15 protein-coding genes are annotated in these 20199 nt (G+C 72.8%); 8 read left to right on the top strand and 7 right to left on the bottom strand.

Annotation, left to right across the window (positions count from 1 at the left end; genetic code table 11):
• Positions 1–364 precede the first annotated feature (364 nt).
• Complete coding sequence (locus tag WMF19_RS31585) at positions 365–784, top strand: hypothetical protein (protein ID WP_437323609.1); 420 nt, start codon at positions 365–367, stop codon at positions 782–784.
• A 718-nt stretch (positions 785–1502) separates the two neighbouring features.
• Here the strand turns inward: WMF19_RS31585 and WMF19_RS31580 are convergent.
• Complete coding sequence (locus tag WMF19_RS31580; RefSeq protein ID WP_437893785.1) at positions 1503–2567, bottom strand: LysR substrate-binding domain-containing protein; 1065 nt, start codon at positions 2565–2567, stop codon at positions 1503–1505.
• 380 nt (positions 2568–2947) lie between these two features.
• Between WMF19_RS31580 and WMF19_RS31575 the strand changes: the two genes are divergently transcribed.
• Both WMF19_RS31575 and WMF19_RS31570 read left to right on the top strand, forming a co-directional pair.
• Complete coding sequence (locus WMF19_RS31575) at positions 2948–3229, top strand: cupin domain-containing protein (RefSeq protein ID WP_437893784.1); 282 nt, start codon at positions 2948–2950, stop codon at positions 3227–3229.
• A 63-nt stretch (positions 3230–3292) separates the two neighbouring features.
• Positions 3293–3427, top strand: coding sequence for a hypothetical protein (locus WMF19_RS31570; protein WP_272101981.1), 135 nt, complete (start codon positions 3293–3295; stop codon positions 3425–3427).
• A gap of 344 nt (positions 3428–3771) precedes the next feature.
• On the opposite strand, the gene WMF19_RS31565 is transcribed toward WMF19_RS31570, so the two are convergent.
• Both WMF19_RS31565 and WMF19_RS31560 read right to left on the bottom strand, forming a co-directional pair.
• Positions 3772–3900, bottom strand: a complete 129-nt coding sequence (locus tag WMF19_RS31565; RefSeq protein WP_437901698.1) for a hypothetical protein — start codon at positions 3898–3900, stop codon at positions 3772–3774.
• A 125-nt stretch (positions 3901–4025) separates the two neighbouring features.
• Positions 4026–5531, bottom strand: a complete 1506-nt coding sequence (locus WMF19_RS31560) for a serine/threonine-protein kinase (RefSeq protein ID WP_437893783.1) — start codon at positions 5529–5531, stop codon at positions 4026–4028.
• Positions 5532–5644: 113 nt separating this feature from the next.
• Here WMF19_RS31560 and WMF19_RS31555 point away from each other — a divergent pair, with 113 nt between their 5' ends.
• From WMF19_RS31555 to WMF19_RS31540, 4 genes are all read left to right on the top strand, one after another.
• Positions 5645–9634, top strand: coding sequence for a protein kinase domain-containing protein (locus WMF19_RS31555; RefSeq protein ID WP_437893782.1), 3990 nt, complete (start codon positions 5645–5647; stop codon positions 9632–9634).
• Positions 9635–9829: 195 nt separating this feature from the next.
• On the top strand, positions 9830–10705 hold the full coding sequence (locus WMF19_RS31550) for a hypothetical protein (RefSeq protein ID WP_437893781.1): 876 nt from the start codon (positions 9830–9832) through the stop codon (positions 10703–10705).
• Positions 10706–10871: 166 nt separating this feature from the next.
• Complete coding sequence (locus WMF19_RS31545; protein ID WP_437893780.1) at positions 10872–11504, top strand: hypothetical protein; 633 nt, start codon at positions 10872–10874, stop codon at positions 11502–11504.
• A gap of 303 nt (positions 11505–11807) precedes the next feature.
• Complete coding sequence (locus tag WMF19_RS31540; protein ID WP_437893779.1) at positions 11808–13394, top strand: SNF2-related protein; 1587 nt, start codon at positions 11808–11810, stop codon at positions 13392–13394.
• A 113-nt stretch (positions 13395–13507) separates the two neighbouring features.
• On the opposite strand, the gene WMF19_RS31535 is transcribed toward WMF19_RS31540, so the two are convergent.
• Positions 13508–14884 (bottom strand): cytochrome P450, encoded by a 1377-nt coding sequence (locus WMF19_RS31535; protein ID WP_437893778.1) that lies wholly within the window; start codon positions 14882–14884, stop codon positions 13508–13510.
• Positions 14885–14951: 67 nt separating this feature from the next.
• Positions 14952–16409, bottom strand: coding sequence for a hypothetical protein (locus WMF19_RS31530; protein ID WP_437893777.1), 1458 nt, complete (start codon positions 16407–16409; stop codon positions 14952–14954).
• A 398-nt stretch (positions 16410–16807) separates the two neighbouring features.
• Between WMF19_RS31530 and WMF19_RS31525 the strand changes: the two genes are divergently transcribed.
• The gene (locus tag WMF19_RS31525; RefSeq protein ID WP_437893776.1) at positions 16808–17998 is read left to right on the top strand and encodes a hypothetical protein; all 1191 of its coding nucleotides are present in this window, start codon (positions 16808–16810) and stop codon (positions 17996–17998) included.
• A gap of 27 nt (positions 17999–18025) precedes the next feature.
• On the opposite strand, the gene WMF19_RS31520 is transcribed toward WMF19_RS31525, so the two are convergent.
• Positions 18026–18565, bottom strand: coding sequence for a hypothetical protein (locus WMF19_RS31520; protein ID WP_437893775.1), 540 nt, complete (start codon positions 18563–18565; stop codon positions 18026–18028).
• Positions 18566–18665: 100 nt separating this feature from the next.
• Positions 18666–20180: a B12-binding domain-containing radical SAM protein gene (locus tag WMF19_RS31515; RefSeq protein ID WP_437893774.1), complete on the bottom strand. Its 1515-nt coding sequence runs from the start codon at positions 20178–20180 to the stop codon at positions 18666–18668.
• Between the last annotated feature and the right edge of the window lie 19 nt (positions 20181–20199).

Genomic DNA, 20199 nt, shown 5'->3' with positions numbered 1-20199 from the left:
ACCGGCCCGAGCGGATCCTCGATCCCGAAGGGGGGACAGCGCCGGCGGGCTCATCCGGAGCGCCGCGTCACGGGGCGGGGCGAGCGCCGGACCGCGGTGATCGCCGGCCCGATGCGCTCGATGCCGACCTGCGCCGACCTGCGCGGACCCGCGCCGACCTGTCAACGGACGGCTGGCGCTCGAGGCCGCGGGCGGCCGGCTCCCTGGGTATCGCCTCTTGTGCGCGTCGACTCGAGCGCGCGGTCCGGCCAAGAGCTCGCCCCATCCTCGGCCGATTTGGATTGACGTCGGCAATGTGAACGATCACATTTCGTGCTGCGATGGGGTGGTTGAGCTTGCTTTTCACCAGACCAGGAGACGTCAGATGTCGATGAGCATGAAGCTGATGGGGGCCATGATCATGAGCGCCAGCATTGGCATTGCCGGCGGCTTTGCGGGCGCAGCGTGGGCCGCGGGCGAGGCGGCGGACGTCCCCGCATCGGTCGCCGAGGGGAAGGATTTCGGCTGTGGCGCAAAAGGACAGAAGGCCTGTCCGATGCAGGGCTGGATGAAGACGGTGATGCAGTCGGCGACCACGAGCGGCGACGGCGCGAAGATCGCGTCGGCGCTGGACTATGTGGCGTCGAAGCCGCCGCCCGGGATGTCGAAGTGGGTCGCGATCTCGAAGGAAGGCGCGGAGAAGGCCAAGAAGGGCGATATCGACGGCGCCAAGGCGAGCTGCAAGGCCTGCCATGATCTGTACAAGGCGGAGTACAAGGCGAAGCACCGTGACGCCGCCTTCTGAGGCGCCGCGCCCCGCTCTCGCCTTCTCCGCTCTTCGCGCAGGGCGCGCGCTCTGCCGTGAATCAGACAGAACAGACTGAAATTATTGATATCCCGCCCGCGTCCGCCGCATCGTCGCAGAAATCCCGGCGGGACTGTCCCGCCGGGGCGAACCGTCGAGCGCGCCGCTCGCATGGACGCGCTGCCGGAGCCTTGCGGGTGGTATGAAGGTCCCGGTCGTCAGGCTGTGCAGGGTGATGGTCATGTGCGTCTCCTTGGATCTCAGTCGGTCGGCGACCTCTCGGCCGCGCTCGCGTCGGCGTGCACGCAGGTCGTGAAGCCGAAGCCCGGCGGCTCCGCGCGTACGCTGTCCGGGCGCCCCCCAGGCAAATGCCCCGGCCCCCTCCCCGAGGCGCGCTCCCCCCGTCCCGCTCGCCCTGATCGAATCAGCACGCGCCCCCTCTGAATCGTCCCACCCCCGCTCCAACCGCGTCGTCAGGAGTCGCTGAGAGGCCTATGCGCGTCTCGGCGACGAGCCGCACGGCTGCGTCGGCGTCGTGCCGGAACCGTTCGAGTCAACCGCGCGGACACTCGCGATGCGAAGCGACGGCACGGCGCGCCTGGCCTCCGAGCTCGGCAAGACCGGCGAGCACTGAAGCGGGCACCGGCTCGTTGTGATGCAGGATCCCATGACTCGGTACAAAGCATCGCTTCAGCTTCTGATACAGAACCTCATGACATCATTCTTCGGCACCGCCTTCGGCACCGCGTCCGCCGCGGGGCCCGGCTGCGCCGAGGAGGTCGAGGTGCCTGTGGCCTCTGACCTGCGCCTCCGGTTTCCGGACCAGGCGGCCAACGTGCTCGAGGGGAGCGATGCGTTCGCGGCCCTCCACGAGGGCTTCGCGCTGGACTCCACGAGCGATTTCGACGGGACGTTGCAGCGCCTGCACCACGAGGGCCGCGAGGCGGGCGGTCGGGAGCCCCGGTTCCGCCTCTGCTTTGTGCAGGGCCAGGGGGAGCGCGGGCAGCGCCGGCAGCCCGGCCTCCCCGGAGCCGAGCGCCCGCACGCCGGCGGGCAGGCCGATCGGCGTGCGCACGGTGAACCCGAGTCCTGCCGCCGCCGCGGCCCAGAGCCCGCCCAGGTCCGGGCTGGTGAACGCGAGCCGCCACGGGATGCCAGCGCGATCGAGCGCCGCCGCGGCGGCATCCCGGAACCGGCACGGCGCCTCGATGGCCAGGAGCGGCAGCGGCTCGCCCTCCGCCCCGGTCCACGCAGAGCACCCCGCGGCCGACCCGATCCAGCGCATCGGCAGCTCGGCCAGACGCTCGCCGTGCGGCGCGCCCATACCGTCGCCCCACGCGAGCGCGAGATCGAGCCGGCCCGACGTGACCCGCTCGAGCAGCTCCGCATTGCGCGCGACCCGCACCTCGATCCGCACCCTCGGGTGGGCGCGCGAAAACCGCCCGAGCACCTCGGAGAGCAGCACGTCACCGAAGTCCTGTTGCAAGCCGAGCCGGACCCAGCCCTCGAGATCGACGCCGCGGACCGCGGCCGCCGCCTCGTCGTTCAGATCGAGCAGGCGGCGGGCGTACGCCAGCATCGTCTCGCCCGCCTCCGTCAGCGCGAGACCGCGCCCGGCCTTGCGAAAGAGCGGCGTGCCCACCTGCTCCTCCAGCTTCTTGAGCTGAGCGCTCACCGCCGAGGTCGACCGGCCCACCCGGTTCGCCGCCTTGGCGAAGCTGCCCAGCTCCATCCCCGTGACGAAGCTGCGCAGCACGTCGAGATCGAAGGTGACGCGCTGCATGCCGACCGTCCCGTTTTGCTGAACTCTCCGTACCAAACTTCCTGATTTTCAGCATGATGGTGCTCCGTCATGCTGGTGGCGTCAAGGCGAGCCGGAGCCGCCTGACAGAGCACAAGGACCCACACTCTATGCGTTTCGCTCACGTCTCACGGCGGAACGGCGAGCCGCCGCTGCGCGAAGGGGACCTCCCTCGCGATCTCGCCGACAGCCCTCGTCGCACGCGGCGTCCGGGGAGCGCGCTCCCCGGGAGCGGGCGCCGCCTCTCCCGGGCTGCGCTCGCGATGGCGACAGCCTTGCTCTGTGCCGGCGCGGGATGCACGCGGGACTCGGTCCTGGAGCGAGCCTCGCTTGGAACTCACGCGGTCGCGGGCGGGAAGGCCGTGACTCGCGTCGAGGTGCAGCGGCTGACGTTGCCCCCTGGGTTCGAGGCAGGGCCGCACACGCACCCCGGTCCGGTCGTCTGCTATGTGACCGAAGGGCGTATTCTATTCCAGGTAAAAGGCCAACCGGCCAGGTACTACACGGCAGGGCAAACGATCTTCGAGCCCGCGAGCGCGCCCATCGAGCGCTTCGACAACGCTTCCAGCTCGGCCCCCGCGACCTTCATCGCCACCTACCTGCTGGGCGACCAGGACACGGAGTTGCTCCACAAACTCCAGTAGACGCGCGTGCGCTCTCTCGCTCGAGCCCCTTGCGTCCTTGCGGCTTCGGTCCTTGCAGCGTCCGTGCGCAGCATGGTCGCGAGGGTCGAGGAGCACGGCCTGCCGCTGGTCCGCTTTCCGCCCGATCGCACCGCCGACGCGCACCGGGCGGTGGAGAGCGGCGCGGTCGGCAAGGTCCTGCTGGACGTCACGTCGTGACGTTCAGCCGTAACCGCACACCAACCGCCATGGCCTGGTCTCTTGCGGCTTTCGCCGGGGTCGAGATGCTGGGCGCGGGGCGGATGGCGAGGCGTTCAGCCCACTTGTCCGAGCCCGCAAGTAGGTAATTCTTTCTTCCCAGCGCGCGCAGCGTGGCCGTACGGTGGGACCGGTGATGCCGCGAGCCCTTCACCGCGGGCGACGCAGCGGCGGAGGGCGCCCCGTCGGGCCACACCGGAGCCGCCCTCGGCGGCGAAACAGGCGGAAGCATTGGAAATTACTGTTGTTTTCGGCGGCTGCTCATGTCCGATCGGTTTCTCTGGCGGGATTTGTGACGCGCGGAATCAGTCCCTCGGCTCCCACGGGATCTGGATGCGCACTGGAGTCGCCTCGAACGACGCACCCGGGCCGCGGCCGAGCTGGCCGTGGGAATTCGAGCCCCAGCACCAGACGGTGCCGTCTGTGCTCATGATCGCGAGGATGCCGCTCGATCGGCGCGCTGGGCCTTAATCCGGGGGCGCCGGCGCTTCGCGGCCTCCCGCGCCGCCGCCCGCCGGGGAGCGCCGCGTCGAGTCCGCCTCGGCGCGGGCGCCGAGGGCTACGCCCGCTGCCAGGGCTCCAGCACCCGGAGCAGCGCGCTCGACCCTGGCGAGACGGGCGCGGGGTGCGCGGTGACGCCGAGACCGTCGAGCAGGGCGGGCGATGCGAAGAGCCCCTCCGCCGCCCCCTCGGGCACCCACCCGGAGAGCTCCAGCAAGTCGCCGCCCGTCAGCGTGCCGTCCGCGCTCGCCAGGAGCTCGCCGACGTGCACGCAGAGCCGGACGTGCACCCGCCGGTCGCGCCCCGAGCGCGCTTCGAGCCGCTGCTTCAGCGACAGCGCCACGCCGAGCGCGTCGCGGCGCGCTGCCTCGTCGCGCGCCGGGTCGAGGGGCCGGTCGGCCGTGACCAGCGCGGTCGTGCCCGTCTCGACCGCGGTCGAGAACCCCGCCTTCGTGAGCTCGGACAGCGCGAAGGGCAGGACGGACTCGAAGTCGTCGAGCAGGTCCGGCGTCGGCTCATCGAGCGCGCCCGGGTCGGCCTGCACCTCCACATGGATGCCGATGGCCGATCGCCGGGGCGCCGCGCCCGTCGCGCCCGCCGCCCGCGGCGCCGCGACGGCCGCGCGCAGCTCGGTGAGCAGCTGCCCCGCCGACGGCTGGCGCTCCGCAGGGTCCTTGCTGAGCGCCCGCAGCACCACGTCGTCGAGCGACGGGCTCACGCGCGCCTGCGCGCTCGGGCGGGGCGGGCTCGCGAAGAGGTGGAGCTGGCGCAGCACCGGGAACGACGCGCCCGAGAACGGCGGCTCTCCCGTGAGCATCGCGTACGCCAGCGCGCCGAGCGCGTAGACGTCCGTCCGCGCGTCGACCGGGCGGCCCAGGAGCTGCTCGGGCGACATGCTGGAGGGCGAGCCCAGGACGTGCCGCGACGTGGTCAGCGCGGGACCCGGCGCGTCGAGCAGCTTCGCCACGCCGAAATCGAGCAGCACCACGCGGGGGCCGCGTCTCTGCATGTCGCCCGAGCACAGGAAGACGTTGGACGGCTTCACGTCGCGGTGCACGATCGCCTGCGCGTGGGCCGCGTCGAGCGCGCTGCAGAGCGGCTCGAGGAGGGCGAGCACCTCCTCCAGCGGGAGCCGGCCGCGGGCCTCGAGGTGCGTCTCCAGGCTGACGCCGTCGAGCAGCTCCATGACGAAGTAGGGGCGGCCGTCCTCCAGCCTGCCGACGTCGAGCACGTCGACCACGTTCGGGTGCCGCACCCGCTGCATCACGACGACCTCGCGCTCGAAGCGGAGGCACACGTCGGGGTGCAGCGCGAGCTCGGCGTGCAGGACCTTGATCGCCGCCTTCGTGCCGCGCGTCGCGTGCTCGCCGCGGTAGACGACGCCGAAGCCGCCTTCGCCGAGGACGCTCTGGAGCACATAGTCTCCGGCGCGCGAGGGCACCTCGGCGCTGCACCGGCCACCCGCGATGGATTCCTCCCCGGCCGAGAGGGTGACCGTCTCGTCGGTGGGGCTCACCACCCCGCGCGGCGCGCTGGGGATGGTGTCGTCATCGACGTGTGCCATGCTGGCCCGCGACGATAGCATAGGCGTGGTGCGCGCTCGCGCGCGCGCCTGTGCGCCTGCGTTGGAGAGGCCGAGTGCATCGCTGTCCTTTGTGTCACCGGCGTCGCGAGGGCATGGCGCCGTGCCCCCTCGACGGATGGACGCCGCCGCCCGGCGAGCCCTCCGCGCCCGCTCCGCCGCGCGTCCCCGGCATCTCGCTCGGCGAGCGCCTGGGGCAGGGCGGCTTCGCGATCGTGTGGGCGGGGGTCTCGGACGAGGACGGCGCCCCGGTCGCCGTCAAGGTCGGCATGTCCACCACGCCGATGCTGGAAGAGCGCTTCCGCCGGGAGGCCGACGCGCTCGAGCGCATCGGCCCGCCGCACGTGGCGCGGTTCCACAGGTTCGGCCGGCTCGACGATGGTCGCCCCTACCTCGTGATGGAGCGGCTCTTCGGCCGCACCCTCGCCTCGGAGCTCGCCGCCCTCGCCGCCCCGCCCGATCCGGGCTGGGCCGCGGCGCGGGCCGACGCCGTGCTCGCCGCGCTCGAGGCCGCTCACGGAAGGGGCGCGATCCACAGGGATCTGAAGCCGGAGAACCTCTTCATCGAGCGCCGCTCCGGGGCGGCGGACGAGCGCGTCGTGCTGCTCGACTTCGGGCTCACGAAGCGCTCCGAGCGCACGCCTGGCGACGCGGCGCGGGAGGAGCTCCTCACCCGCAGCGGCGTGGTCCTGGGGACGCCCGAGTACATGGCGCCGGAGCAGTTCCGCGGCGAGGCGGTCGACGTGCGCGCCGACGTGTACGCGTTCGGCGTCATCCTCTTCGAGCTGCTCACGCTTCGGCTGCCCTTCGCGGGCGACGGCGCCTCGCTCGAGCATGCGCACCTCACGCTGCGCCCGGAGCGTCCGGGCGAGCTCGCGCCGGTGCCCGCCGCGCTCGAGGAGCTCACGCTGGCGTGCCTCGCCAAGGATCGCGAGCGCCGCCCGTCGGACGCGCCCGCGCTGCGGCGCGCCCTCGCCGCGGCGCGCGCCACGTTCGCGCCGGCCGGGCTGGGCGCGCCGGGCGCGCCGGCCGCGCCGCCCGCACGCGCCGCGCCGCCGGCGGACTCCACCGGTGCCAGGCTGATCGCCGGGGGGCGGAGCTCGGTCGTGCTGCTCGTCGCGGACACGACCGCCGCGGCGTCGCCCGTCATCGCCTCCGTGACCGGCCGCAAAGGGTTCATCACGCGGCAGCGCGGCAGCCGCTACGTGGCGGTCTTCTCCGGCAAGGACACCGATCACCCGGCGCAGGCCGCGCTCGCCGCCGCGCGCGAGCTCGCCGGGAAGCACGGGGCGCGCGCGGCGCTGCACCTCGCGTCGGTCACCCTCCGCCGCAGGGCGCGGGGCGCGGTCTCGGCGTACGGCGCCGCCGTGGAGCGACCCGAGACCTGGCTGCCGCCCGAGCCGTGGTCCGGCGTCGCCCTCTCCGCCGAGATCGAGCGCGCCCTGCCGGCGCGCGAGGACGGCGACAGCCGGCCCGCCTCGGCCGAGGCCGAGCCGTCGGTCGAGATCGAGGTCCCGCTCGCCGGCCGCGACGACGTCCTCGCGGCGATCGCGGAGAGCGCGCGCGCGGCCTTCGACGGCACGTGCCCCGGTCTGTTCACGCTGATCGGCGACACCGGGCTCGGAAAGAGCCGCCTCGCGGCCTACGCCGCCTCGGCGGCGCTCCGCTGCGACGCCGGGGCGCTCGTTGTCTCGCTCCGCGCGGCGCAGCCGCTGCTCGGCGACGCCGCGCGCGACGCGGCGGAGCTCCTCGGCCGTGTCCTCGACGCACCCGCGGAGGCGCCGCCGGACGTGGCCGCGTTCTGCCGCGAGCGGCTCGGCGCCGCGCTCGGCGAGGCGACGTGGCCGTCGGTCGCGGCGGCGCTCGGCTGGTCGCCGCTGCCCGCGCGCGGCGCGCCCGCCTCGTTCCACCACGGCGTGGTCCAGGCGCTCGGCGAGGCGCTGCGCCGGCGCGCCCAGCGCGGGCCGGTGGCGGTGATCGTGGACGACGCGCACTGGGCCGACGACGCGCTGGTCGACGCGCTCGAGTACGCCACGCTCGACGGCTCCGGCGTCGCGCTGTGGGTGCTCGTCGCCGCGCACCCGCGCTTCGAGCAGGTGCGCCGCGCCTGGGGCGCGCGCACCCAGCGCCACGACCGCGCGGCGCTGGCGCCGCTCGACGACGCGGCGGCGATGGCGCTCGCCGCCGAGCTGCTGCGGCCGGCGGAGTACCCCCCTGCCGAGACGCTGCGCCGGCTCGCGCGCTGGGCGGGCAACAACCCGGCGTGCCTCACGGAGCTCGTGCGCTCGCTCAAGCGGGCCGGCCTCGTGAAGCGCCGCGTGAACGCCGGCACCCACTACGTCGCCACGGCCGAGCTCGACAACCTCCCCCCGTCGCCCGCGTGGCAATGGCTCGCGGAGCGGCGGCTCGACGCGCTCTCGCCGGAGCTCGCGGCGTGCGTCCGGCTCTGCGCCGTGCTCGGCGACTCGTTCGCCCGCTCGGAGCTCGAGCAGATCCTCGACTCGATCGCCCGGGCGGGGGACGCCGGCACGCCCATCGACGCGGGCTACGGCCTGAGCGCCCTCGTCGAGCAAACGATCCTGGAGCGTGGCGCGGGCGAGCGATACTCGTTCCAGAGCGCCGTCTTCCGGGACGCGGTGGTCGAGCTGCTCGACCCGGCGGAGCGCGCGCAGATCCACCTGCGCGCGCTCGCCTACTTCACGGCCAGGGTGGAGGCGGAGGGGCCTCGCCCGGAGCTCCTGGCGCCGCTCGCGCGGCACGCCGGCGGGTGCGGGGCGCGGGAGGCGGCGGCGGACGCGTGCCTCACGCTCGCCGATCTCGCGTTCGCGCGGCACCGCCACGTCGAGGCGGACCGGCACTACACGGCGGCGCTCTCGTTCGCGGCGGCCCACGACGCGCGCCGGCGAGCGCGCGCGCTGGCGGGGCGGGGCAAGAGCCGCTACCGCGTCGACCGGACGCGCGAGGCCACGGACGACCTCGCGGCCGCGCGGGCGCTCGCCGTGGAGCTCGGCGATGGCGGCTCCCTCGCGGAGGTGCTGCTCGAGGAGGCGGCCGCGCTCGACTGGGCGGGCGAGTTCGAGCGCTCGGCCGAGCGCGTCGAGGAGGCGCGCGCGCTCGTCGACCGGCTCGGCGCGCGCGCGCTCGTCGACCGGCTCGGCGCGCACGCGCGCTCGCTCGAGGGCCGCGTGCTCGTCGCCGAGGGGCGCTCCTGCTTCCGGCGTGGCCGGGTCGCCGAGGCCGTCGAGCTCCTCACGCGAGGCGCCGCCAGCGCGGAGGCCGAGGGCGACTATGGGACCAGGATCGTCGCGCTCCTCCTGCTGTCGCCCGCCTTGATGTGGCTGGGAGAGCTCGACCTCTCGAACGCCCGCTTCGACGAGACGTTCGCCCTGGCGTCGTCCGCCGAGGACTGGCCTCACCTCTGCGCCGCCTGCACGTGCCGCATCCCGCTGCGGGCGATGCGGCGCGAGCTCGACCTCGCCATGGCCGACATGCGCCACGCCATCGCGCTGGCGCGCGAGCTCGGAAACCCCGTCCTGGAGCGCCACGTGACGCTGAACGCTGCGGAGCTGCTCCACGCCAGCGACCACGGGGACGAGGCGCTGGAGCTGGCCCGCCGCGCGCACGTGCTCGAGCGGCGGTTCTTCGAGCACGCCGCGCCCGAGTGCTCCCTGCTCCTTGCGCGCATCCTCGTCTCGAGGCGCTGCCACGACGAGGCGAGCCGCCACCTCTCGTGGATCGAGCGGAGCTGCCCGCCCGACCCCTCGGCGCCCTCGCTGTGGGCGTTCTACCGCGCGCTCCACCTGGCGCTCTGCGAGCAGGGCCTCCGCGCCCGCGAGCCGTCCGCGAGCGCCGATCCGTGGGAGGACGTGCTGTCGCGGTGCCGGGGCGGTCTCCTGGCGATCGAGCTCGTCGAGCTGCTCTCGATGCGCGCCGAGATGGCGATCGCCGGCGGGCGGCCGCTGGAGGCCGCCTGTGCTCTCCAGGAAGCGACAGCGCAGCTCGACGAGGCGCCGGGCTTCCGCACGCGGCTGGCGCGGCTCGCGGCTCAGCTGGATCGGATGGCGGCTCCGGGCATCAGCGGGTGAGGGGCGGAGCCTCCATCCGACGCCCCCGGGCATCCGTCTTCGCGCCGGGGTCAGATTGTAAATATTTGATGTTGCTGATGTTTTGTCAAAAAAACGCGCGTCGGCCTCCCGCGCGGCAGGGGGTCGGCCGCCTGGCACGAAAGCTGGAAGTAGCCGGTCAGGACGCGCCGCACGGCGTCGCCTCAGGAGAAAATCATGTCGAGCTTGGGAACCCCGGTGACTGCGCTGCTCGGTACGTGCCTGTTCGCGCTTGGATGCGTGGTGACGCCGGTGCCGGCCGACGGCAACGAGGAGGACATCGCTGCCGAGGGCGATGTGGCGTCGGTCGAGCAGGCGTATGTCTTTCCCAACGGCGACGATCCGAAGTTCCTCTGGGAGCCGCGGACGATACAGATGCTCCAGCGGCTCGCCATGGCGCCGCTCGCGGACGCCGCTGGCAAGCTCGTGAACACGCCGCTCCTGGAGACAGCGCAGGGCCGCAAGCTCCTCCACTATGTCGTGGGCTGCGCGCTCCGCCCGGACATGACGGTGAAGGGGGTGGTCGGCGCGTCCTCCTACGTGTACCAGGGGGCGCTCGGCCTCGCGGCGCCGTGGCGGAGCCAGGCCATGACTGCCACGTCCCCGCAGCGCTGGGTGACGGCGTGTATCCTCCAGACCTTGAACGGCTTCCTGGAGGAGGTGCCGATCCGCATGGTGGGCCAGCACCCGGGCCTCGCGGACGCGCCGTGGATGAACCCGGCGCAGTACACGTTCCCGGACGCGACCATGTTCGGCAACATCTTCGTCCCGGGCCAGGAAGTCGCTTATGCCTGCGCGGATGAAGGCGCGCAGCTCGCGTGCGGCAATGTGTGGAGCCAGTTTGCCAAGCTGCGCATCTGCGACTCGTCGCCGACGTGCAAGCTCACCCTCCTCGGATCGTGCAAGGGCTCGCTCCCGAACGAGACGGACTGCACGACGAACGCCGCCGGTTATGCGACGTGCCACGCGGACGGTGTGTCGTACCCGGAGTCGATCTCGTCGAAGCTCACCGCGGACGGCGCCTTCAACCTCTATCCGAGCTGCGGGCTCTGAGGCGCGGCGACGCCCGTCCACCAGGAGCACCGCCGGCGGCCCGAGCAGCCGGCGCGGCGCTGTCGCCGAAGGGGCGTCTCTCCAGGGAACGGGGCTCCACAAGGCGTTGCCGCCGTAACGGCAGGGCTCCTTCAGGCGCCCACGCGAGGGGTGATAGGCTCGCGCGATGAGCGCCGCCGCGCCGCCCGCCCTTGACGAGGTCCTCCTCCGCGCCCTCCCCCCCGCGCGCTCGCCCGCGGGGCGCGCCCTCGGCGCCGCGACCGTGGCCGCCGCGCTCCTGTCTCCGGCCGCCGCCAGCGCCTCGGACTCGGCGCCCGCGTTCACCGGCCTGGGCTCCGCCGTCGTCGAGGCGCTCAATGAGCTCCGCTTCTGGGGCCAGGCCCAGATAGGCGCCGCAGGCGCGATCAGCGACTGGGCGGAGCCGGGCGGGGTGAGCCTGCGCGCCTCGATGAGCGTGCGCGGAATCGGGCTCGCCGGCGCGCTCCGCTACGAGCAGGTGGAGGGGCGCGGCGGCGGCGTGCTCGCGCTCGGCGGCCAGTTTCGGCCGCTCGCCCTCGCCGAGATGACGGCCTACGAGCGGATCGATCCCTTTCTGAGCCTGGGCGGTGAGGTCGGCGGCGAGCGAGACGCGCTCCGCGCCGACCTCTACGCGGGCGCTGGCCTCGATTTCGTGCTCTTCCCCGAGGAGGACGCGCAGCCTGCGCTGGTCCTCGAATACCAGCTGCGCCCCCTCCGCACGCCCTCGGACACGCCGCTCCAGATCCTGCACCTCGGCGCCGCCATGCGCGGCGTCTTCTAGCTCGACCGTGAGAGGTCTTGCTTCGAGCCCCCCACCGCTCGGAGCTGCTCCTTATCGATCGTTGCGCAACACGGGATCTGGTCTCCCCGGCTGCCCGCGAGCGAGCTCCAGCGCAGTGAGCCCGGCGCGTCGTACGGCCCGATCGCGACATCATGGCTGCTTTCTGCGCGGGCGCGCGTCCGCGCTGGTATCAGGGTCGTCATGACGACGATGCGTGCCAAGCGAACGGTGTCGGCCCCGCGTAGAGCTTCCACAGCGGCTGCTCCGGCTCCCGCTCCGCGTGCGGCGCCGGAGCGAGCCCATGTGCTCGACGTCCCGTTCGCGATGCGCGCGGTCGCGTCCGCGAGCGGCGCGCGCTGGGACGCGGAGCACGGCGTGTTCGTCGTTCGCGCAGAGACGCTCCCGCCGGCCCTCGCGCCGTTCCGCGCCGCGCCGTACTCGTGGGAGCGACGCGTCGAGCACGAGCTCAACGACGACCCCGCGCCCGCGCCGGCCGCCCCCGCCGGGGCGATGGTCCTCCGCCCGCACCAGCTGGACGGCGTGCGGGCCATCGCCGCCGCGAAGGCCGCCAGGCGCGCCGGGTTCCTCCTCGCCGACGACGTCGGCCTCGGCAAGACGATCACCGCCTGGGCAGCGGTCCTCGAAATGCCGGACGTCACCACGGTGCTGATCGTCTGCCCGCTCGCCGTCGTCGCGCACTGGCGCCGCACGGTTCAGGCCATGGGCGACGCAGGCAAAGAGATCGTGATCATCAACTATGATCGGCTGGGCAAGCTCTTCGAGGTGACCCCGGAGGCCCGGCGAAGGATCCGATCGAAGAAGGGCCTTGCGCGCGCCGGCAGCGCCGCGGAGTTCGACGTGGTGATCTGGGACGAGAGCCACCGCTGCAAGAACCCGGCGGCGGCGCGCTCCAAGCTCGCGGTCAAGCTCAACGCACGCGCACGGTTCGTGCTGTGGCTCTCGGCCACCGCCGGGCAGAACCCGCTGGAGCTGTCGTATCTCGCGCCGCTCCTGGCGAGCGCGACCGGGAGCCGCTCCGCGGATCTGAAGGACTTCGAGCAGTGGTGCGAAGGCCAGGGGCTCGGGGTTGCGCGCGGCGCGTTCGGCAAGTGGGACTGGCGCGGCGATCCGGCGGACTGCGAGAAGGTGCGTGCCCTCCTGTTCGACGGCCGTCCCGCGGTCGGGATGCGGCGTCGCCCGGAGGACGTGGCCGGCTGGCCCGAGATCAACCGCATCCTCACCCCGCTCGAGCTCGACGCCTCCGCGCGCGAGCTCTACGCGCAGGCGTGGACCGCGTTCCGCCGGGAGATGGACCTCCTGCCAAAGGGCGCGAACCCGAGGTCAGCGCTCGCCGCGACGCTGCGCCTGCGACAGAAGAGCTCGCTCCTCCGCGTGGCCGGCACCGTGGAGCTGGTGCGTGAGCTGCTCGACAACGGGCATCAGGTCGCGGTTTCCATCGCCTTCATGGAGACGCTCGAGGCCGTGGAGGCCGCGCTGGCCCGGGAGCGCGTCCCGTGCGCGCTGATCCACGGCGCGCTGCCGGCCGGCGAGAAGGAGGCAGAGCGCCTCCGCTTCCAGCGCGGCGAGCCGCGCGTGGTGCTCTTCACCGTGGAAGAGGGGATCTCGCTCCACCAGGGCGAGCACAACGAGGTGCCGCGCTCGGAGGTGATCCACGATCTGCGGTGGTCGGCGATCCAGATGGCGCAGATCGAGGGCCGCTGTCACCGCGATGGACGCTTTGCGCAGGTCTACTGGGCGTATGCCGACGATACCGTTGAAGACAAGATCGCCGAGATCGTGTGCCGCAGGATCCGGTCGATGAAGGCGATGGTCGGCGATGACGTCGAGACGATGCGCGAGATCGAGCGATTGCTCGCCGGAGCCGATTGAGAGGCGCGCCACGCGCCGTGGCCATGATCGTCGCCCGAAGAGCTTCCCTCTGCGACGACACCTGCGCGCGAAGCCCGGCGATTCTACTTGGTCTAAGTCTTCCCCTCGTGCCCTCAGCCATCGAATCGGACGCGCGTGCCCCCCGCGGGGCGGAGCACCGGGAGGTAGCGCGAGGCGGGGAATCCGTTCTGGAGCCTCGGGCCCGAGGCCGGGAGGTTCCGCCCGAGCGCGACGAGGAACTGGACGATTTCCATCCAGGCGAGGTGATAGCCGAGGCAGAAGTGCGCGCCGCCGCCGAACTGGGCGATCTCGAGCGGCGAGAGCGCCTCCTTGCGGCCGAGCCAGCGCTCGGGGCGGTAGCTGTCCGGATCCGGGTAGAGCTCGGGATCGCGCGAGAGCAGGACCAGCGGGATCGCCACGTGGGTCCCTGCGGGGACGGCGCGGCCCTCGATCTCGAAATCGGCGACGGCGCGGCGGGCGTCGTGCGCCACCGGCGGGTGGAGGCGGAGCGCCTCGCGGAACACGGCCTCGGCGTAGGGGAAGCGGCGGAGATCCGCGGGCGAGCGCGGGAGATCCGGCGCGCTCGACGCCTCGTCGCGGAGCGCGCGCCAGACCGCGGGGCTCTCGGCGAGGTGGGCGACGCACCAGGCCATGACCGAGGCCGAGGTCTCGTGGCCGGCGAGGAGGAGCAGGCGGAGGTTGCCCACCAGATCCTCCTCCGAGAGCGGCTCGCCGTTCTCGTCGCGGGCCTCCAGCAGCGCGGGCAGGAGGCCCTTCGCGTCGCCGCGGGCGCGCACGCCGGCGAGGATCCGGCGGATGCGCTCGTCGAGCCAGGCGCGGGCGCGGAGGCCGCGGCGCCGCGGCGAGCCCGGCACGTCGGGCAGGCTGAACACCACGAGCATCAGATCCTCGTAATGGTGGCGCCACTCGGGGAGCTCGTCGTCCTCGACGCCGGTGATCTTGAACATCACCTCCAGGGCCAGCTCGCGGGTCTCGCGCAGCAGCGGGACCTCACGCCGGCCGAGCCACGAGCGGACCTTGCGCTCGACGCTGGTCGCGACGATCGCGCCGACCTCCGCGGCGTCGAGGCCCTTCGGCGAGAAGGGCCCGTTCATCGCGGTGCGGAGGCGGCGGTGCGAGGCGCCGTCGTGGGCCATCAGCGTCTGACCGAAGATGTGACCGACGCCGCGCTCGGTCAGGTACGAGGAGTCGACGGCCTTGCTCTTGAAGAGCGAGAAGGCCTCGTTCGACGCGTAGATGAGCTGCCATGCATCGACGCCAGGGGCCCAGAAGAAGAGGGAGCCGAAGCGGCGCTGGCCCTCGCGGAGCAGGTCGAGCTCGTCGACGGCCATCGCCGGCAGGTGGCCCACGACCGGGAAGCGGCCGGGGAGGATGGGGAAGCCATGCCGGGTCTCGATGCGGCGGGCGAGGGGATTGCGGCCGCGCAGGAGCGGGAGATCGGTGAAGGAGGCGGGGAGGGCGGTGCTCATGGCGGGTGCGTACTCCTCTTGTACCATCGCGCCGGCGCGGCCTGGGCGCCCGGCGAGAGGCGCGCTGTCATCTCCGGATCTCGGACACGAGGACGAGCCGCCCGTCATCGTATCGGGCGCACACATGGTAGTCGGGGTCGGTCCCGGGGCCCTGCTCCAGCACGCCCGCGATCACGCCGAGCAGGTTTGGCCATGTGCCGGCGGCGGCGATCAGATAGGCAGACCAGCCTGCCTCCTCGAACGCGGTGACGACCTTCTTCGGGTCGTCGAAGCCCTTCCCCGGATCGCCGACCGCCGCGCGGAGCGCCGGCAAGAGCTCCGTGACCGCCGCGTCGCCGACGGCGCATCGCTCGGCGGCGAACGCCCTCTCGACGCCGGCGCGCGAGGCGTCCGTCAGGGCCCACGACGCGACGAAGCGGCCCCGCTTGCCCTGCACGGTGACCCCGAGGGTGCCGTCGCTGGCGAGCCTGCGCGCCGGCGCGGCGAGCCAGAGGTTCTGCCGGGCCTCGGCGAAGCCCTGGGCGGCGATGCCCGGGATCACCCTCGGATCGACGTGGCCTCCGGAGAGCGCCCTCGTGATCTTGCCGTAGCCGTCCGTCGCGCCCAGCTCGCCCATCCGGTCGGGATCGAGGCACACAGACACCACGGGGCTCGCGTCGAACCTGGAGCACCGGCCCTCCGGGCCCCCGACCTCTTCGCTGAACGCGACGAGCTCCTTCAGGGCGGCGGGATCGCCGCCGGATCCGAAGAGCGGCATGACGACGTCGAGCCGGAGGTCGGCGCCGTCCGCGTAGACCGCGACGGCGGCGATCCCGCCCTGCGCCACGCCGAGCGGCGCCCGGGCGCCGAAGCCGGCGCAGCGCGCTGCGCCCGGGCACGCGTCCAGCGGGGCGCCGCCCGTGAGGACGTCGACCACGGTCGCCAGGGCGCGCCGCGGGTCCGCCCCGCTCACGAGCGGAACGAGGAGCCGCACCCGCGTCGCGTCCGCCGCGTGCCCGCGGACGACCTTCTCGAGCGCCTTGCCCGAGGCCCCCTTGGCCATGGCGTCGACGACCGCGCGCGCGCGCTTCTCGGACGCCGGCACCACGGCGCCCAGGATCGGCCTGCGCGGATCGACGCCGGCCTTCGCGAGCGTCACGTCCGGCGGATCCTGGCTGCCGAGCGCGCGGTTCGCCTCGATCAGGACCTCGGCGATCTGGGGCACGTACTGGACGGCAACGTCGAGGGCGCTGTTGCGAAGCGAGGCGTAGATCGCGGCGCCCGGCGGGAGGCGCGCGATCTGCTCGGCCGACGGGGGCGGCGGCTCGGGCGCAGCTCCCCCGGGCGCGGCCGGGTCGCTCGCCGCCGGTTGCGCCGGCGCCGCCGCGGAGGCGCTCGTCGCTGCGCTCGGCAGCGCCGGCTGCGCGGCGGCGCTCGACGAGGTCGCGCCGGTCGAGCCTTGTCGCGCGGCGCAGGCCGCGCTCCCTGCCCCGAGCGCGACTCCTGCGCCGAGGAGGACGATGGGAAGGAGCTCTCGGAGGGGCATGAGCGGGCTTCATGCCCGCGCGGTCGGCGCGCCACAAGCCATGAGGTGATAAGCTCAGGCGTATGGGCGGCCAGGGGCGGAGGCGCGGGGCCTCCCGCAGGCTGAGCCGGGGTCTTCGCGAGATCACGCGCGCCGCTGCGCCGGGCGGTGCGATGGTCGTGATGGGCTGCGGGGCGGCGCCGCCCTTGTCCTCTGCCAGGCGACAGTCCCGCCGCCGCGTGTGACGCCAATACCACCGTCGGCCCCGCCCTCCACGCGAGAACCCCCGGAAAACCGCAGCAACTCGCGCGTCCGGCGTCTGGCCCGCGCGCTGCAATGAGCCCCGCGTCGCCACGAAGCTGCGCACCGCGAGAGAGGGCGCGCACCCCAGTCCCTATTTCACCCCGAGAGGTCTCCCCATGTCGATGCTCAAGAATGGCATCTTCGCTGTACTCGTGTCGTCCTTCGCCTCGCTCGCCGCCACGGTCGCGGTCGGCTGCGTCGCGGATACGCAGGATCCCGAGGCCGCGGCGCTCTCCGAAGAGGACACCGGCAGCGCCGAGGAGGCCATGCTCTCCAGCTCGTCCACGCAGGGCTTCGGATGGGTATGGTCGACCCTGACCAGCGTGGGCACCATCAACGCCAACGCCTGGTATTCGTACAACTCGGCCGGCGGCACCAACACGATCACCAACACGAGCACGGGGGTCTACTACGTCGATTTTCCGAACCTCGCCGGCGCCGGCGGCAACGTGCAGGTCGCGAGCTACGGCAGCGGCAGCGACCGCTGCAAGGTGGCGTCGTGGGGCACCGGCGCCCTCGCTACCACGCTCCGCGTGAACGTCCGCTGCCACACCGTGGGCGGCGCCCCGGTGAACACGTATTTCGTCGCGCTCTATTCGCGCGAGAACAACAGCTATGGCGGCGCGTACCTGTGGAACGACCAGGCGTCTGCCTCGCTCAACGCGCCGTACACGCCCTCGACGACGTACCAGTACACGAGCGGCAGCCAGTACAGCACCATCACCCGCGTGAACACCGGCCGGTACACCGTCCGCGTCCCGGGCATGTCCGCCACCGGCAGCACCGTGCATGTCACCGCGTACGGCGGCGGTATGGAGTACTGCAACGTCTCTGGCTGGAACCAGAGCGGCGCCGACACCGTCATCGACGTGGGCTGCTGGGGCGCGGCGGGCGCGTCGGCCGACAGCCTGTTCAGCCTCAGCTATCACCTCGGCCTGCCGAGCACCGGCCGCGTGGGCGGCTTCGCGTGGGCGAGCGACCCGGTGTCGTCGTCGTACACCCCGCCCGCGAGCTACGCGCGTCTGTACAACACGCTGCATCCTTGCTACTTCGGCCCGGGCATCAGCGCGGGGCACAACGCGCCCGTCGGGTCGCATTTCGTCCAGTACCCGAACATGCTGTCGTACAACTCGACCGCGATGGTCACGGCGTACGGCTATGGCAACCAGTACTGCAAGGTCTCGTACTGGACCGGCGTCGGCTCGGACACCCAGGTCAACGTGCAGTGCTACGATTACCTGGGCAATCCGGTCAACAGCCAGTTCACGAACACCTATCTCGGCGCCGAGATGTTCACGCCCTGCTGAGCGAGCGCTGATACCCGGGGGCCGAGCTCACTCGCCCGTGTCGAACTCGCACGCCGCGACCTCCGGCTCGCACTCGCCCTCCACCTCGGCGGCCACGGAGACGAGGCAGTCGTTGCACTCGGCGCTCCGCGCCTCGCCGGCGCCGCACGCGCCATAGCAGGGCAACTCCTCCACCAGGCCGCAGGCAGCGCAGAGACAGTCCATGAGCCCCTCGTAAATCTCGGCCGACGCCTCGCACAGGTCGGCCGGATCGTCGGTGTCGTAAGGGGGCAACGAGCAGGTCGCGCACTCGACGCTGCCACCGGCTCCGCCGGCGCCGACATCGCCGCCGCCGGCCTCGCCTCCCGTCGAGCTGCCGCCAGAGGCACTGGCCTCGCCTCCTGCCCAGCCGCCGCCGGCCTCGCCTCCCGCCGAGCTGCCGCCCGAGGCGCCGCCGCCTCCGCTCCCGCCCACCAGATGGTAGCTTTCGTCCAGCCCCGCCAGCGCGGTGCACGCGCCCGCCGCGGCAGCCGCAAGCCCGATCAGCGCCATCGCCAGGGACGCGTTCACCCGCTTCCAGCCCGCCATGGCGGCGGAGCATCACCCCCTTGCGCCATCGGCGTCAAGTGACCGTATGGCTGGTTCGACATGGCGCCGTGGTTCGAACCACGCGCGACACGGGTGCTCTTCAAGTCTGTTGCAATCGCAGCGATCGCTTGTTGATGGACGCCAGCAGGGATGACCGCCGCAGATCTGGCTCTTCGTGAGATCCCTGGTCGTGCAACCCTTCCGGGCGAAGGACGGCGGCCTCCGCCCGCTTCAGGCCGAGGCGCGAGAGCCGGGCCGGGGCGTCCCCGGGCGCGGGGTGCCGGATCGTCCCTTTCGGCTCGAGCGGCGGCGCGGCCGGCTCGTTGCCGGTGATCTGCTTCAGGCCGTAAAAGCCGTTCATCGCCGCCGACAGCATCATGGCGCCTCGGCTCAGCGACCGCGCGCCGCGCGCGAGGCGCTCGAGCACAGCCCCCGGGGCGAAGGCGCGATTCCACATCTGGCGGTGGGCGGCCAGGAGCTGCTCGGGGGACATGCGCGCCGGCCGGAAGGCGACCCCATAGCCGCTGTAATGAGGCCAGTCGCGCTCTTCCAGGATGCGCCCGTCTCGCCGGTGCTCGTCGTACAGCGGCGTGCCCCGGAACGGCGTGAGGATGCTCAGGAACGGGACGTCGACGCCGATCTCGTTCAGCCGATCGGCCGTGGAGGCGATGACCTCCGGCGTCTGATCGTCGAAGCCCGAGATGAAGCCTGCCATCACGCAGATCCCGCGATCGTGCAGCTTGCGGATGGCCTCGCGGTACTCGCGCGCGCGGTTCTGGCGCTTGTCGACGCTCTTGAGATCGGCCTCGTCGAGGCTCTCGATGCCGAGGAAGATGCCGATACAGCCGGACCGCTCCATCGCGTCGAGGAGCTCCCGGTCCTTGACGATATCGATGGATGCCTGCGTGAGCCACCAGCGATCGAGCCCGGCGAGCTCGCGCAGGAGCTCCTTGGCCCAGCGGCGCTGGACGAGCAGGTTGTCGTCCCAGAACCACGCGACCTTCTCCTGCCAGAAGCGGGGGAAATGCGTGGTGGCGATGTCGCGGATCACCTCGTCGACGGGGCGCACGCGGAAGCCTGGGTTGAGGTCCGGCACCGTGCAGAAGCTGCAGGTGAACGGGCACCCGCGCGTCGCCTGGAGCACGCGGGGTACGAGGAAGCGCTCTTCGAGCAGATCGTAGCGAGGGGTCGGCAGCCCGGCGAGCGAGGTCGGCTCGCCGTGATAGACGCGGCGCTGCGTGCCTCGCGCGAGATCGCGCAGGACGGAGGGCCAGACCGCCTCGGCCTCCCCGGTGACCACCACGTCTACGTGCTCGAGCGCCTCCTCGATCCAGTACGAGACATGCGGCCCGCCGGCGACGACGCGCACGCCGAGGGCGCGGTAGCGATCGGCGAGCGCGTAGGCGCGGCGCGCGAAGCCGGAGAAGAACGAGAGCGCGACAACGTCCGGCGAGGCGTCGACGGGGACGGGGCGCACCTGCTCGTGGAAGAGCTCGACCTCGTGCTCAGGCGGGGTGATCGCCGCGAGGTGAATCCCGGTGACGGGCGGGACGAAGTGGAAGCGGTGGCCCCGGCGATAGCGGGGGACGTAACTCACGACAATCCGCACCTTCATGAGCACCTCCTCGGGATCA

It is taken from the genome of Sorangium sp. So ce124 (genome assembly GCF_051525235.1).
Classification (GTDB): domain Bacteria; phylum Myxococcota_A; class Polyangia; order Polyangiales; family Polyangiaceae; genus Sorangium; species Sorangium atrum.
The sequence above is the reverse complement of the archived record's forward strand: the minus strand, read 5'-3'. Positions and strand labels throughout refer to the sequence as shown.

What these genes read in the sequence shown, in the direction of transcription:
- WMF19_RS31535 (WP_437893778.1), bottom strand. Translation starts at nt 14,884, where the DNA reads ATGAGCACCGCCCTCCCCGCCTCCTTCACCGATCTCCCGCTCCTGCGC.
- WMF19_RS31580 (WP_437893785.1), bottom strand. Translation starts at nt 2,567, where the DNA reads ATGCAGCGCGTCACCTTCGATCTCGACGTGCTGCGCAGCTTCGTCACG.
- WMF19_RS31530 (WP_437893777.1), bottom strand. Translation starts at nt 16,409, where the DNA reads ATGCCCCTCCGAGAGCTCCTTCCCATCGTCCTCCTCGGCGCAGGAGTC.
- WMF19_RS31525 (WP_437893776.1), top strand. Translation starts at nt 16,808, where the DNA reads ATGTCGATGCTCAAGAATGGCATCTTCGCTGTACTCGTGTCGTCCTTC.
- WMF19_RS31550 (WP_437893781.1), top strand. Translation starts at nt 9,830, where the DNA reads ATGTCGAGCTTGGGAACCCCGGTGACTGCGCTGCTCGGTACGTGCCTG.
- WMF19_RS31555 (WP_437893782.1), top strand. Translation starts at nt 5,645, where the DNA reads ATGGCGCCGTGCCCCCTCGACGGATGGACGCCGCCGCCCGGCGAGCCC.
- WMF19_RS31545 (WP_437893780.1), top strand. Translation starts at nt 10,872, where the DNA reads ATGAGCGCCGCCGCGCCGCCCGCCCTTGACGAGGTCCTCCTCCGCGCC.
- WMF19_RS31515 (WP_437893774.1), bottom strand. Translation starts at nt 20,180, where the DNA reads ATGAAGGTGCGGATTGTCGTGAGTTACGTCCCCCGCTATCGCCGGGGC.
- WMF19_RS31560 (WP_437893783.1), bottom strand. Translation starts at nt 5,531, where the DNA reads ATGGCACACGTCGATGACGACACCATCCCCAGCGCGCCGCGCGGGGTG.
- WMF19_RS31585 (WP_437323609.1), top strand. Translation starts at nt 365, where the DNA reads ATGTCGATGAGCATGAAGCTGATGGGGGCCATGATCATGAGCGCCAGC.
- WMF19_RS31520 (WP_437893775.1), bottom strand. Translation starts at nt 18,565, where the DNA reads ATGGCGGGCTGGAAGCGGGTGAACGCGTCCCTGGCGATGGCGCTGATC.